The organism is Streptomyces bugieae, from assembly GCF_036352915.1.
GTDB classification, from domain to species: Bacteria; Actinomycetota; Actinomycetes; order Streptomycetales; family Streptomycetaceae; genus Streptomyces; species Streptomyces endophytica.
The window spans coordinates 15,825-29,798 of sequence record NZ_JAZBJP010000057.1; the positions used below are offsets into that span (position 1 = coordinate 15,825).

The 13,974-nt window shown below is 70.7% G+C and carries 9 protein-coding genes; 6 read left to right on the plus strand and 3 right to left on the minus strand.

Annotated elements, in window-relative coordinates; translation table 11 throughout:
- The first annotated feature begins 14 nt into the window (after window positions 1–14).
- Entirely contained in the window at window positions 15–2,219 is a 2,205-nt protein-coding gene (locus tag V2J85_RS38750; RefSeq protein WP_330824200.1) for a 3-hydroxyacyl-CoA dehydrogenase NAD-binding domain-containing protein, read from the plus strand.
- Window positions 2,220–2,578: 359 nt separating this feature from the next.
- Here the strand turns inward: V2J85_RS38750 and V2J85_RS38755 are convergent, their stop codons facing one another.
- Window positions 2,579–3,343, minus strand: coding sequence for a MerR family transcriptional regulator (locus tag V2J85_RS38755; RefSeq protein WP_330824201.1), 765 nt, complete (start codon window positions 3,341–3,343; stop codon window positions 2,579–2,581).
- 142 nt (window positions 3,344–3,485) lie between these two features.
- Here V2J85_RS38755 and V2J85_RS38760 point away from each other — a divergent pair, with 142 nt between their 5' ends.
- The 3 genes from V2J85_RS38760 (at window position 3,486) to V2J85_RS38770 (ending at window position 7,774) form a co-directional block, all read left to right on the plus strand.
- The gene (locus V2J85_RS38760; protein WP_330824202.1) at window positions 3,486–5,552 is read left to right on the plus strand and encodes an AMP-dependent synthetase/ligase; all 2,067 of its coding nucleotides are present in this window, start codon (window positions 3,486–3,488) and stop codon (window positions 5,550–5,552) included.
- Window positions 5,553–5,667: 115 nt separating this feature from the next.
- The gene (locus V2J85_RS38765) at window positions 5,668–7,134 is read left to right on the plus strand and encodes an amino acid permease (protein ID WP_261954752.1); all 1,467 of its coding nucleotides are present in this window, start codon (window positions 5,668–5,670) and stop codon (window positions 7,132–7,134) included.
- A 157-nt stretch (window positions 7,135–7,291) separates the two neighbouring features.
- Window positions 7,292–7,774 (plus strand): macro domain-containing protein, encoded by a 483-nt coding sequence (locus tag V2J85_RS38770; RefSeq protein WP_261954751.1) that lies wholly within the window; start codon window positions 7,292–7,294, stop codon window positions 7,772–7,774.
- 33 nt (window positions 7,775–7,807) lie between these two features.
- Here the strand turns inward: V2J85_RS38770 and sph are convergent, their stop codons facing one another.
- Window positions 7,808–8,797 carry a sphingomyelin phosphodiesterase gene (gene sph, locus V2J85_RS38775; protein WP_261954750.1) on the minus strand — a complete coding sequence of 330 codons (990 nt, stop codon included), beginning with the start codon at window positions 8,795–8,797 and terminating at the stop codon, window positions 7,808–7,810.
- 177 nt (window positions 8,798–8,974) lie between these two features.
- On the opposite strand from sph, the gene V2J85_RS38780 reads away from it, so the two are divergent.
- A complete protein-coding gene (locus tag V2J85_RS38780) occupies window positions 8,975–9,838 on the plus strand; it encodes an oxygenase MpaB family protein (RefSeq protein ID WP_261954749.1) in 864 nt (287 codons plus the stop codon).
- Window positions 9,839–9,933: 95 nt separating this feature from the next.
- Here V2J85_RS38780 and V2J85_RS38785 read toward each other — a convergent pair whose 3' ends face one another.
- Window positions 9,934–11,421 carry a M1 family metallopeptidase gene (locus V2J85_RS38785; protein ID WP_330824203.1) on the minus strand — a complete coding sequence of 496 codons (1,488 nt, stop codon included), beginning with the start codon at window positions 11,419–11,421 and terminating at the stop codon, window positions 9,934–9,936.
- A 311-nt stretch (window positions 11,422–11,732) separates the two neighbouring features.
- On the opposite strand from V2J85_RS38785, the gene V2J85_RS38790 reads away from it, so the two are divergent.
- A complete protein-coding gene (locus V2J85_RS38790) occupies window positions 11,733–13,697 on the plus strand; it encodes a Xaa-Pro dipeptidyl-peptidase (RefSeq protein WP_330824204.1) in 1,965 nt (654 codons plus the stop codon).
- The last annotated feature ends 277 nt before the right edge of the window (window positions 13,698–13,974 follow it).

The following is a 13,974-nucleotide window of genomic DNA, read 5'->3' on the forward strand; positions in this document are numbered from 1 at the left end:
ACGGAGTACGCACCATGAGTGAACCCGCAGCTTTGTCGACCATCCGCTGGGAAAAGGACGAGACCGGCGTCGTCACCCTGGTCCTGGACGACCCCGACCAGTCCGCCAACACCATGAACAACGCCTTCAAGACCTCCCTCACCGCGGCCGTCGACCGCCTGGAGGCCGAGAAGGACAGCATCCGCGGCATCATCATCACCTCCGCCAAGAAGACCTTCTTCGCCGGCGGCGACCTCCGCGACCTGATCGCCGTCACCCCCGCCCAGGCCCAGCAGGCCTTCGAGGCAGGCAACGGCATCAAGCGCGACCTGCGCCGCCTCGAGACACTCGGCAAGCCCGTCGTCGCCGCCGTCAACGGCGCGGCGCTGGGCGGCGGTTACGAAATCGCGCTGGCCTGCCACCACCGCATCGCCCTCGACACCCCCGCCACCAAGATCGGCCTGCCCGAGGTCACCCTCGGCCTGCTGCCCGCCGCCGGCGGCGTCACCCGCACCGTACGACTGCTCGGCATCGCCGACGCCCTGCTCAAGGTGCTGCTCCAGGGCACCCAGTACAACGCCACCCGCGCCAGGGACGCCGGACTGATCCACGACGTCGCGGCCACCCCCGACGAACTCCTCACCAAGGCCCGCGCCTTCATCGACGAGCACCCCGAGTCCCAGCAGCCCTGGGACGCCAAGGGCTACCGCATTCCCGGCGGCACCCCCGCCCAGCCGAAGTTCGCGGCCAACCTCCCGGCGTTCCCCGCCAACCTCAAGAAGCAGCTCAACGGCGCTCCGTACCCGGCCCCGCGCAACATCCTCGCCGCGGCCGTCGAGGGCTCCCAGGTCGACTTCGAGACCGCGCAGACCATCGAGGCGCGGTACTTCGTCGAACTGGTCACCGGCCAGGTCTCCAAGAACATGATCCAGGCCTTCTTCTTCGACCTCCAGGCCGTCAACTCCGGTGCCAACCGCCCCAAGGGCATCGCACCCCGCACGGTCGAGAAGGTCGCCGTGCTCGGCGCCGGCATGATGGGCGCCGGAATCGCCTACGCCTGCGCCAAGGCGGGCATCCAGGTCGTCCTCAAGGACGTCACCCCGGAGGCCGCGCAGAAGGGCAAGGCGTACTCGGAGGGGCTGCTCGACAAGGCGCTCTCCCGGGGCCGCACGACCGAGCAGAAGCGTGACGAACTGCTCGCCCGGATCACACCCACCGCCGATCCCGCCGACCTCGCCGGCTGCGACGCCGTCATCGAGGCGGTCTTCGAGGACGTCGCCCTCAAGCACAAGGTGTTCAAGGAGATCCAGCACATCGTCGCGCCCGACGCGCTGCTGTGCTCCAACACCTCCACCCTCCCCATCACGCTCCTCGCCGAAGGCGTCGAACGGGACCAGGACTTCATCGGGCTGCACTTCTTCTCACCGGTCGACAAGATGCCGCTGGTCGAGATCATCAAGGGCGAACGGACCGGCGACGAGGCGCTGGCCCGCGCCTTCGACCTGGTCCGCCAGATCAAGAAGACGCCGATCGTGGTCAACGACTCGCGCGGCTTCTTCACCTCCCGCGTCATCGGCCAGTTCATCAACGAGGGCGTGGCGATGATCGGCGAGGGCCTGGAGCCGGCCTCCGTCGAACAGGCCGCCGCCCAGGCCGGCTACCCCGCCAAGGTGCTGTCCCTGATGGACGAGCTGACCCTGACGCTGCCGCGCAAGATCCGCGAGGAGAGCCGGCGGGCCGTCGAGGAGGCCGGCGGCACCTGGCAGCCACACCCGGCGGACGAGGTCATCGACCGGATGGTCGACGAGTTCGGCCGCCCCGGCCGTAGCGGGGGCGCCGGCTTCTACGAGTACGGCGACGACGGCCGGCGCGCCGGCCTCTGGCCGGGCCTTCGCGAGCACTTCGCCCGCGAAGGCGCCACCATCCCCTTCATCGACATGCAGGAACGCATGCTCTTCTCCGAAGCCCTGGACACCGTCCGCTGCTTCGAGGAAGGCGTGCTCACCTCGGTCGCCGACGCCAACATCGGCTCCATCTTCGGCATCGGTTTCCCGGGCTGGACCGGCGGCGTGATCCAGTACATCAATGGCTACCAGGGCGGCCCGGGCCGCGAGGACCTCGTCGGCCTCCCCGGCTTCGTGACCCGCGCCCGGGAGCTCCAAACGGCCTACGGCGACCGCTTCGCGCCCCCCGCATCGCTGGTCGAAAAGGCCGAAAAGGGCGAGAAGTTCAGCGACTGACGCACCGAGGGGCGGGCACGACCGATGCCCGCCCCTCTCCTTCCGCCTACTCCGCCCCCTTGATTACAGTAAGTAGCGAACACCGGAACAGATAACTCTCCGTAATCGTTGCCGTAATACGAAGGGTCGGCGCACAAGGCACCGGAGGGGCGACGTCGGAGGAGCGATGGCTCAAAGGGCGACGTCGGGGGAGCGCTGGTTCAAGGGACGACGTCGGAGGAGCGATGGTTCAGCGGTGTAGGGGCTAGGGGGTGTAGGGGGTGCAGGGAGGGCCGGCCCGCGTGACCGGCCACTGGCTCCCGTGGGCCCGTTCCTCGCCGCGGGGTCGGTCGCTCCCGCGGCCCGGTCCACTTCTGGGCTCACTCCTCCGGCTCCTCCGGGACTCCCTCCCGCCGCCCCGGGGCGCCCTCCGCACCGAACCACTCCCGCAGTTCCTGCTTCATCGATCGCTGGAAGGCGGTGACCAGTGCCTGCACCACCATCGGCTGCATATGGGCCGAGAGCGACTTCATCCGCGCCATCTCCTCCGCGTCCGGCCCGCCCTCCCGGTGCGGCCCCCATACCTCGTCCTTGAACAGCCGGCTCAGCTCGCGGGCCGCCGAGCGGGTGTGCTCGATGACGACGGTGCGCGCCGCGAGGATGGTCTCCAGCGCGATCGGTACGTCCAGCAAGCGGGTGCCGAGATGCAGCAGCCCGGGGTCGACGCGGAAGACCTGCGGGTCCTCGGTCCGTACGAGCACGCTCATGGCCGCCAACCGGTCCAGGTCCTCCTCGGTCAGCTCCCGGCCGACCCGCCGCTCCAACTGGTCACGGGTGGCGTCCTCGGCCTTGTCCGGGACCCAACTCGCCACCAGCGCACGGTGGATGGCGAGATCCTGGGCGCTCAGGTCGGGCGGCAGCTGCTGCAGGTAGCGCTCGATGGCCGACAGGGTGAGGCCCTGGTGCTGGAGTTCCTCGATGAGGGCGAGCCGCGAGAGGTGGTCCGGGCCGTAGCGGCCGACCCGGCGGGGGCCGAGCTCCGGTGGTGGCAGCAGGCCGCGGGTGCTGTAGAAGCGGATCGTGCGGACGGTGACGCCGGCGCGGGCGGCCAGTTCGTCGACCGTCAGATCGGTGGCGGACTCCATGTTCAACAGTATTGCTGTCTCACCACTCTTGTGAAACCTTGGGGAATCTTCTGACGCCGGGAGCGGGAGGAAGGTTCGCTGGAAGTCTGAAGGCTGGCGGAATCTGCGGGACCGAGCGACGGGACCGAGCGAGGAGCCTGCGTTGACCACGATCCTGCGCATGCCCGGTGAACCGGGCCACCTGACCCTCCCCGCACTGCTGTTGCGCAACGCCGAGGACCACGGCGAGCGGCCGGCGCTGTCCTGGCGCGACACCGGGACTGCCCGCGACGCCGTGACTGGCCGCGACAGCGGGGGTGCCCGCGACACCGTCACTGACCGCGACCCCGTGACTGACTGCGCCCCCGTGACTGGCCGCGACACAGAGGGTGCCTGCGGCGCCGTGAGTGGCTCCGGTCGTGACACCTCTGGTGGCGTCGTCGGTTGGCGCACCCTGAGTTGGGCCGAGGTTCGCCATCGGGTCGCGGAGCTGGCCGTCGGTTATCGCTTGCTCGGCGTACGGCGCGGGGAGATCGTCCTCCTCATGATGGGCAACCGCCCCGAGCACTGGCTCAGCGACCTGGCGCTGGTGCACCTGGGCGCGGTGCCGGTGACGGTGTACGGCACCGCGGCCCCCGAACAGATCGCCCATATCGCTCGGCACAGCAGGGCCCGCTTCGCCGTACTCGAGGGGCCGTCGGAAGTGGCGCGCTGCGAGCCGCTGCTGGACGACGAAGCCGCCCGGCTGGAGAAACTGGTGGTCGTCGAGGCGCCGGATCCCGCTGGGACGGGCCCGCAAACCGGGACGGGCCCGCAACCCGGGCCGGAGTCCCAAGCCAAGGTCGCCCCGCCAAGCTCTGCAGACCCCCGCCACCTGCCCTACGCAGCTCTGGCGGCCAGGGGAGCCGATGGGTACGCATGCGACCCGGAGGTGTTCGAGGAGGTCTGGCGGGAGGGGGAGGCGGGGGAGGCGCTGACCGTTGTCTTCACCTCCGGGACCACGGGGAATCCGAAGGGGGTGGTGGTCAGTCACCGCAATGTGCTGCTCAACGCGGTGGCGCTGGATGCCGTGGTGGAGCTGCCGGAGCATGCCGCGCACCTTTGCTACCTCCCCTTCGCGCACATCGCGGAGCGGATGCTGGGGCTGTATCTGCCGGTGTTCCGGGCCGGGCACGTCTGTCTGTGCGCGGATCCGGCGGCCGTCGCGGACGCCGTGCGTGAGCTGCACCCGGTGGAGTTCTTCGGTGTTCCGCGGGTCTGGGAGAAGCTGGCCGCCTCGGTGCGCGCGGCGCTGGGGCGGCTCCCCGAGGAGCGCAGGGCGGCGGTCGAGGCGGCGGGGGAGACCGCCCGGGCCCATGTCGCGTGCCGGGAGCGCGGGGAGCGGCCGTCCGGCGAGCTGGCGGCGGCCTACGCCCGGGCCGAGGCGGAGGTGCTGGATCCGCTGCTGGCGGCTGCCGGCTTCGACCGGCTGGTGTGGGCGGCGAGTGCCTCCGCGCCGATGCCCCCGGACGTGGTGCGGTTCTGGGCCGGTCTCGGGGTCGTGATCATGGACGCCTGGGGGCTCACCGAGACGACCGGCGTGGCCACGGCGAACGGGCCGGCGGCGTTCCGGCTGGGCTCGGTCGGCCGCCCGATCGACGGCGTGGAGCTGCGCACCGCCGAGGACGGGGAGATCGAGGTCCGGGGGCGCACGGTGTGCGCGGGGTACCTGCGGGCCGACGGGACCGTGGAGCCCGCGGCCGGCCCCGACGGCTGGTTCGCGACCGGTGACGTCGGGCGGATCGACGAGGACGGCTTCCTCTGGCTGACCGACCGCAAGAAGGAACTGATCGTGACCTCCACGGGCAAGAACGTCTCGCCCGCGCTGGTCGAGAACGCCCTCAAGGAGCATCCGCTCATCGGGCAGGCGCTGGTGTACGGCGACAGTCGGCCATATGTGGTCGCGCTGCTGGTCCTTGATCCGGAGCTGGCGCCCGCCTGGGCGGCGCGGCGCGGCATCGAAGGCACGCTGCCGGAGCTGGCCGGGCATCCGAAGGTGCGGGCGGAGGTCGAGCGGGCCGTCCTGTGGGCGAACGCGCGTCTGAACCGAACGGAACAGGTGAAGAAGTTTGCGTTGCTGGGCGAGGAGTGGGGTCCCGAAACGGGCGAACTGACCCCGTCTTTGAAAATGCGCCGCCGGATAATTCAGGCCAAATACGGACAAATCTTGGATGGCCTATACACGCTGTGATCTTGCCCACAGACGGAGGGGCGCTCTTCGGGGAAGGTGTGCCGTCGGCCGTCCGCGCGATCCGCGGGACCTGGCCATCGCTCAAGCGCCTGCCCGAAAGCGAGATGCACCAGCAGTGAGCACAGAAACCGTCACCGAGACAGCCCACAGGTCACCTGACGGGGGGAGCGGCTCGCAGCAGGACGCGGGCGACGCGGGGTACAGCAAGGGCCTCAAGGGCCGGCACATCAACATGATCGCCATCGGCGGCGCGATCGGCACCGGCCTGTTCCTGGGCGCCGGCGGCCGTCTGCACTCCGCCGGTCCCGCGCTGGCCGTCGCGTACGCGGTCTGCGGTCTCTTCGCCTTCTTCGTGGTGCGCGCGCTCGGCGAGCTGGTGCTGCACCGCCCGTCCTCCGGGTCGTTCGTCTCCTACGCCCGTGAGTTCCTTGGCGAGAAGGGCGCCTACGTCGCCGGCTGGATGTACGTCGTGAACTGGTCGACGACCGGTATCGCCGACATCACCGCGATCGCGCTCTACACGCACTACTGGAGCCTGTTCACCGACATCCCGCAGTGGGTGATGGCGCTGATCGCGCTGGCGGTCGTGCTGACGGTGAACCTGATCTCCGTGAAGATCTTCGGTGAGCTGGAGTTCTGGTTCGCGATCATCAAGGTCGCCGCGCTGGTCGTCTTCATGTTCATCGGCATCTTCCTGCTGGCCACCCACCACCCGGTCGGCGGCCACTCGCCGGGCCTCAGCCTGATCACCGACCACGGCGGCATCTTCCCGACCGGTCTGCTGCCCGTGGTGATCGTGCTCCAGGGCGTGGTCTTCGCCTACTCCGCGGTCGAGCTGGTCGGCGTCACCGCCGGTGAGACCGGTGAGCCGCAGAAGGTCGTGCCGAAGGCCGTCAACTCCATCATGTGGCGGGTGGGCGTCTTCTACGTCGGCTCGGTGATCCTGCTGGCGATGCTGCTGCCGTGGAACAAGTACACCGCCGGACAGAGCCCGTTCGTCACGGTGCTCTCCAACGTCGGTGTCCCGGCGGCCGGCGACGTGATGAACCTCGTCGTGCTGACCGCGGCCATGTCCAGCCTGAACTCCGGTCTGTACTCGACCGGCCGGATCCTGCGCTCCATGTCGATGGCGGGCTCCGCGCCCAAGTTCGCCGGCCGGATGAACCGCAACCAGGTTCCGTACGGCGGCATCATGCTCACCTCCGCGGTGTGCGTGCTCGGTGTCGGGCTGAACTACTGGCTCCCGGGTGAGGCGTTCGAGATCGTGCTGAACATCGCGGCGCTGGGCATCATCAGCACCTGGTGCACGATCATGATCTGCCACATGGTCTTCGTGCGCCGCTCGAAGGAGGGGCTGGTCGAGCGCCCGCGGTTCCGGCTGCCCGGCACCCCGGTCACGGACATCGCCACCATCGTCTTCCTGCTCGGCGTCATCGTGCTGATGTGGTTCGACGACGGTGTCGGCCGCAAGACCGTGCTGCTGATCCCGGTCATCGCCGCCGCGCTGGTCGCCGGCTGGTTCGGGGTCCGCGGCCGGGTGGCCCGGATCGCCGAGGAACGCGAGCTGAACGCGGCGGAGTAGTCGCGCACCAGCGGCGCCTGAGTACGACAGGGCGGTCGCGGCGGGCCGGAAGGTCCCCGCGGCCGCCCTCGCGCATGCCCGGGCGGCCGGGCCCGTGCCCCGCCCGGCCGTCGTGCGGTCGCGGTGGATTGTCAGTGGTCGGCTCTACTGTGAACACATGACCGAGAACACGGGGATTTCCTACGTCAAGGGGGACGCCACCGCACCACAGGGCAAGGGCGTCAAGATCATCACTCATGTCTGCAACGACCTGGGCGGCTGGGGCAAGGGCTTCGTCCTCGCGCTCTCCCGCCGCTGGCCGGAGCCCGAAGCGGCCTACCGCAGATGGCACCGCGAGCGCGCGGGCAACGACTTCGGGCTGGGCGCCGCCCAGTTCGTCCAGGTCGGCGAGCGGCTGTGGGTGGCCAACGTCGTCGGCCAGCGGGGCATCCGCACGGGCAGCAAGGGCGTCCCGGTGCGGTACGAGGCCATCGACGTCGGGCTCGGCCGGGTCGCGGACCAGGCCGCGGAGCTCGGTGCGTCGGTCCACATGCCGCGGATCGGCTGCGGGCTGGCGGGCGGGAAGTGGTCCCGGGTGGAGCCGCTGATAGCCGAGCGGCTCACCCGGCGCGGCATACCGGTGACGGTCTACGACCACTGACTCCTCGCCCGCCGGCCGCGGGAGGGCCCGGGCTCAGCCGCCGATCAGCGGATAGTGATCGCTGAGGTTGGTGTAGGTGTAGTCCTTGCCCCAGCTGGAGACGGTCCAGGGCGCCGACTCCTCCTTGATCACTTCGTTCCGCCAGTCGGCGGGCCGGGCATGGCCGTTGCGGTGCAGCACGTAGTCCAGGTCCTCGCGGGGGTCGTCGGGGTAGCGGTACTTCGCGATCGAGTTCTCCTGGGTGTCGAAGGAGTACGGGTGCCCGGTGCGGCTGTCGGCCGGGGCCAGATCGCCGTTGCTGAGCAGGGCGTTGTACTCCGCGCTGTGGGAGTCGACGTTGAGGTCGCCGGCGACCATGACCTCCTCGTCCGCCGGGATGTTCTTGGCGTCCAGGAAGGCGTCGATCTCCTTGAGCTGCTTGGCGCGGTCCGCGGCCGCCTCGCCCGCCTTGCAGCCCGAGTCGGTGGACTGGGTGTGGGTGCCGACGACGTGCACCTTGGTGCCGTTGACGTCCAGCACCGCATAGACGAAGCCCTTGTTGGAGAAGGAGTCCGAACCGCAGGCGTCCCGGTAGATGTACTGCTCCTTGCGCAGGATCGGCCACTTGCTCAGCAGGGTCACCCCGCCGTCCTCCGGGGTGACGGCCGAGTAGGCGCCGCCGGTGGCGTCCCAGCCGTTCTTGCTCCGGCCCACCACCGGAGTCTGGTGCGGATACTGCCCGGCGGCCCGGGACTTCAGCGCATCGGAGGAGGAGTTGTCGAACGCTTCCTGGAGCACGACGACGTCATTGCCCTGGAAGAAGTCCGCGGCCGCGATCGCCTGCGCGCGGTGGTCCTGGCCCCAGTTGGGATAGAGGTTCTTGCTCATCAGGAAGGTGTTGTAGCTCAGCACCTTCAGATGGGGAGCGGTGGCGGCCGAGGCGGTGGGGGACGCGGCGGTCACGGTCGCGGCGGCGAGGACCGCGGCGAGTGCGGCGGTCCGAAGGCCCGCTGCGGACGGCGTGCGCGGCGCTGGGTTCGACACTGAATCTCCCTATGGGGGTGGGGATTTGGTCCGGCGGCGCCATCCAACCAGCTGACATTACTTCTAGGTAACCGTCCGGGAGGTATGAGATGTACAGACAGGGCCGGGTACACCCGGCAGGGGCAGAGGTTCCGCTGCCGCCATGTCACCGGCAGGCGCCGTATCATGAGAAATGCCATGAATACGGAGAAAAACCAGCCAAAGCCCCCGCCGGCCGGCGGCGTCCTCTGGTCGTTGGCCGGGGACATCCGCATGCTGCTCACCCTGCCGCCGGCCCTGACCATGCAGGTCGCACATCCCGCGGTGGGCGCCGGCGTGGACGACCACTCCGTCTTCCGGACCGACCCGTGGGGCCGTGGCGAGCGGTCGCTGGTCTCGCTGCAGCTGTGGGTCTACGGTGGCGACGGCGCGGCCGAGGAGGGTCGCCGGCTGCGCCGGCTGCACCGCATCATCGAGGGTACCGACGCGCACGGCCGGCCGTACCACGCGCTCACTCCCGCGAACTACGCCTGGGTGCACGCCACCGGGTACCCCGTCTTCCGGCACGCCCAGCGTTACCTCGGCCGCCCCTTCACCCCGGCGCAGGAGCGGCAGCTGTACGCGGAATGGCTCCAGGTCGGCCGGGTGCTGGGCATCCAGGACCGCGATATGCCGCAGACCATCGAGGAGTTCTGGCCGTACTACCGCCGGGTCCTTGGCACCGAGCTCGAAGCGACCACGGTGGTACGGGAGTTGACCGACCCCGACCCGCCGCTTCCGGTGCCCGACCGCGGGCCGCGCTGGCTGCGGCTGCTGTTCCGGCTGGTGTGGCCCTGGCTGCGCCCGCGGTTCGCGCGCTTCCGACGGTTCGTCACGATCGGTCTGATGCCGCCGGACGCCCGGCGCGCCATCGGCCTGGAGTGGACCGAGGCGCAGGAGCGCCGGCTGCGCCGCTTCGGACGCGTGGTGCGCGTGGTGGTACCGGCCCTTCCGGAGCGGTTGCGCTTCATGCCGATCGCCCGCCGCGCCCGGCGGGCGGCGCGGCAGGCGGCGGGCCGGTAGCGGCGTCCGGTGGACGACGGGCGGCGGCGGAGCCGGGGGACGACGGCCCCGGCTCCGCCCCGTTCAGCGCCCGGCGGCCGCCGGGCGGCCGGGCGTCAGTGCCCGTGCGCGTCGTGCGTGGCCGCGATCTGCTTCCAGGACTTCGGCTGCGCCACCGGCCCGCGGGGCGCACCCAGGGACCGCTTGGCCGCGCCCGCCGCGGGCTTGGACGGCTGGAACAGCCAGGTGTCGAAGAAGCCGGCCAGCTTCTTGCCGGACTTCTTCTCGGCGAACGTCACGAAGTCGGCCACCGAGGCGTTGCCGTACTTGTGCTCGGTCGGCCAGGACTTGAGCAGGTCGAAGAAGACCTTGTCGCCGACCTTGGTGCGGAGCGCCTGCAGGGCCAGTGCGCCACGGTCGTAGACGGCGGCGTCGAACTGGTTCTCCGCGCCCGGGTTGCCCGGCTTGACCTTCCAGAACGGGTCGTCGGCCGGGTGCTGGGCGTAGACGTAGTCCGCCAGCTCCTGCGCCGTTCCCTCGCCCTCCTTCTCCGACCACAGCCACTGGCTGTAGGCGGCGAAGCCCTCGTTGATCCAGATGTCCTTCCAGTCCTTGAGGGAGACGCTGTCGCCGTACCACTGGTGCGCCAGCTCGTGCACCACGACCGAGACGTTGGTGCCCCTGTCGAAGGCCTTCTTGCCGTAGAACGGCCGGGTCTGGGTCTCCAGGGCGTACCGGGCCGGCACGTTGGGGACGTAGCCGCCGACCGCGTTGAACGGATACGGGCCGAAGACGCTTTCCAGCCACTCGGTGATCTCGGTGGTGCGCTCGATGCTCGCCCGCGCCGACCCCTCGTTCGCGCCGAGGTCCTTGCTGACGGCGTTGATCACCGGCAGGCCGTTGGCGGTCGTGTCGGTGGTGATGTCGAACTTGCCGACCGCCAGCGTCGTCAGATACGTCGCCTGCGGCTTGTCCGAGCGCCAGTTGTAGCGGGTCCAGCCGAGCTTGGAGGTCTGCGAGGCCAGCACGCCGTTGCTGAGCGCCTGGGTGCCGTCCGGGACCGCGACCGAGACGTCGTAGGTCGCCTTGTCGGTGGGGTGGTCGTTGCTCGGGAACCACCACACGGCGGAGTCCGGCTCCTGGGCGATCACCGCGCCGTCGGGCGTACGGGCCCAGGCGGTGAAGTCGTCGATCTTCAGCTCGGAGGGCTTGCCCGCATAGCGCACGACGACGCTGATCTGCCGGCCCTTCTCCAGCGGCGTGGCCGGGGTGACCTCCAGCTCGTGCTTGCCGGACGTGGCGAAGGTGGCCTTCTTGCCGTTGACCCTCATCTCGCTGACCTTGAGGCCGAAGTCCAGGTTGAAGCGGGAGAGGTCCTGGGTGGTCGTGGCGAGCAGCGTCGCCGTGCCCTCCAGCAGGTCCGTCTTCGGCTGGTACTTGAGTCGCAGGTCGTAGTGGGAAACGTCGTATCCGCCGTTTCCGCTCTCGGGGTAGTAGGTGTCGCCCACGCCCGGAGCGCCCGGAGTGAAGTCAGCCGCGGAGGCCGGGATCGCCAGCAGCAGACTGAGCGCGGCCGCGCCCGGGACGAGGAGTCTGTGACGCACGAGTCCTCCAACTCGTAGGGGGATGGCTCTGGTTCAGACCCTAGACAGCAACCCGGGCGGCGTCATGGACATGGCCGGATCTGACACATGACCGACATGAACCACCAACTGCCCCGTCCGGCGCCGTACGCCCCGTCCGGCGCCGTACGCCCCGTCCGGCGCCGTACGCCCCGTCCGGCGCCGTACGCCCCGCCGGACCCGGCGCCCCGGCCGGTCCCGCACGCACCCGGAGGCGCCGGCCGCCACCGACCGCACAGCCGTCGTCACCCGCACCCTTACGCGCGGGAGTTGAGCCGCGCTACGGTCCGCCCGTGACGAATCCTGCGCGGTTTCCCCGCATCCCCTTCACAGCGCTCGTGCTGGCGGCCGTCGCCGCCCTGCTGTCCGCACTGATCGGGCCGGCCGCCGCGCAGGCGGCGCCCGGCGAGAGCAGACCCGTGTACTCCTACGACCACGCGATACGCGAGTCGGTCTGGGTCGACACCCGCCTCGACGGCGATGCGGACGGACGGACCGACCGCGTCGCCGTCGACATCGTGCGGCCGTCCGAACCTGCCCGGCAGGGCCGCCGAATACCGGTGATCATGGACGCCAGTCCCTACTACTCCTGCTGCGGACGCGGCAACGAGAGCCAGAAGAAGACCTACGACGCCCACGGCCGGCCGGTCCAGTTCCCGCTCTTCTACGACAACTACTTCGTGCCGCGCGGCTACGCGACCGTCCTCGTCGACCTGGCCGGCACCAACCGCTCGGACGGCTGCGTCGACGTCGGCGGCCGCTCCGACATCCAGTCGGCCAAGGCCGTCGTCGACTGGCTGGGCGGCCGGGGCCGCGCCTACACCGCCCGCACCGGAGGCAGACCCGTCACCGCCGACTGGTCCAACGGCAGCACCGGCATGATCGGCAAGAGCTGGGACGCCACCATCGCCAACGGTGTCGCGGCCACCGGGGTCAAGGGGCTGAAAACCATCGTCCCGATCGCCGGCATCTCCTCCTGGTACGACTACTACTTCGCCAAGGGCGCCCCGCTCTACGACTCCGGCCCGGACGCGCTCGCCCACGCGGTCGACAGCCCGGACGCGCAGAAACGATGCGCCGCCGTCCAGAAGAAGCTCGTCGACGGGGCCCCGCGCAGCGGTGACTGGACCGCGCTGTGGACCGAACGGGACTACGTCCGCAACGCCGGCAAGGTCCGGGCCAGCGTCTTCCTGGTGCACGGCATGCAGGACCTCAACGTCCGCACCCGGCACGCCGGCCAGTGGTGGGACGCGCTCGCCCGGCACGGCGTCGCGCGCAAGATCTGGCTCTCGCAGACCGGCCACGTCGATCCCTTCGACTACCGGCGGAGCGACTGGGTCAAGACCCTGCACCACTGGTTCGACCACTATTTGCTGGGCTACGACAACGGCATCGACCGCGCCCCGATGGCCGATATCGAGCGTTCCCCCGGCGTCTGGTCCACCGACCCGCAGTGGCCCGCGCCCGGCACCACGGCCACCACACTGCGCCCGCGCGCCGGCCAGCAACCCGGCGTCGGTGTCCTCGGCACCCAGAAGGCGCCCCAGGGCACCAGCGAGACCTTCACCGACGACCCCCGGCTCAGTGAGGCCGACTGGGCGTCCGACATCGACCGGCCGACGCCCGCCAAGGCCGGGTTCAGCACCGGGCCGCTGCGCGCGCCCCTGCGGCTGTCCGGCTCGGGTTCGGTGACCGTCACCGTCACTCCGAGCACCTCCACCGCCCACCTCTCCGCCGTCCTGGTGGACCTCGGGCCGGACACCATCCGCAACTACGGCGCCGACGGCGAGGGCATCACCACCCTTGACCGGCGCACCTGTTGGGGCGCCGGCACCAAGGGGGACACCGGCTGCTTCCAGGAGACCGCCGCCGACACCGAGAAGGTCGCGCACACCGTCTTCAGCCGCGGCTGGGCCGACCTCGGCAACTACGCCGACCCCCACAAGGGCCGCCCGCTCACCCCGGGAAAGCCGTACACCCTCACCCTCGACCTGGCCGCCACCGACCACATCGTGCCCGCCGGGCACCGCCTCGCACTGATCGTGGCCGGGACCGACGCCGGGCTGATCGACCCGCCGCCGTCCCGGCCCACCCTCGCCCTCGACCTGTCCCGCACGTCCGCACGCCTGCCGCTGACCGGCGGCCCCGCGGCCTTCGCACGGGCCACCGCGCACGCGTCCGCCCCCGGCCACCCGACGGCTCCGCTGGACGGGATCGCCCCGCCGCGCTCGCTCAGCCGGATGCCCGGCGCGCAGTGACCGCGCAGGGGTGTCTCCCCGGTCACGCCGATCGCCGTGGTGACGCCGGCCTTCCCGGCCACGTCGGCTTCCCCGGTCGCGTCGGCCTTCCCGGCCATGTCGGCCTTCCCGGCCCCGCCGGACCAGGGAGACACCCCTCACCAGGGAGACACCCCTCTACGAGGAGACACCCCTAGGGGCCGCCCCACCGCGGGCGGCCCCGCAACGGCCCACCCGGCCCGGCTTCCACCCCGGCCGGCACCACGCCGCACCGCTTCGTCCTCTTCGCCTCCGGCTT

Bases quoted from the DNA above. Each gene is read 5' to 3' on its own strand.
- V2J85_RS38770 (WP_261954751.1), top strand. From the start codon at position 7,292: ATGACCGAGAACACGGGGATTTCCTACGTCAAGGGGGACGCCACCGCA.
- V2J85_RS38780 (WP_261954749.1), top strand. From the start codon at position 8,975: ATGAATACGGAGAAAAACCAGCCAAAGCCCCCGCCGGCCGGCGGCGTC.
- V2J85_RS38755 (WP_330824201.1), bottom strand. From the start codon at position 3,343: ATGGAGTCCGCCACCGATCTGACGGTCGACGAACTGGCCGCCCGCGCC.
- V2J85_RS38750 (WP_330824200.1), top strand. From the start codon at position 15: ATGAGTGAACCCGCAGCTTTGTCGACCATCCGCTGGGAAAAGGACGAG.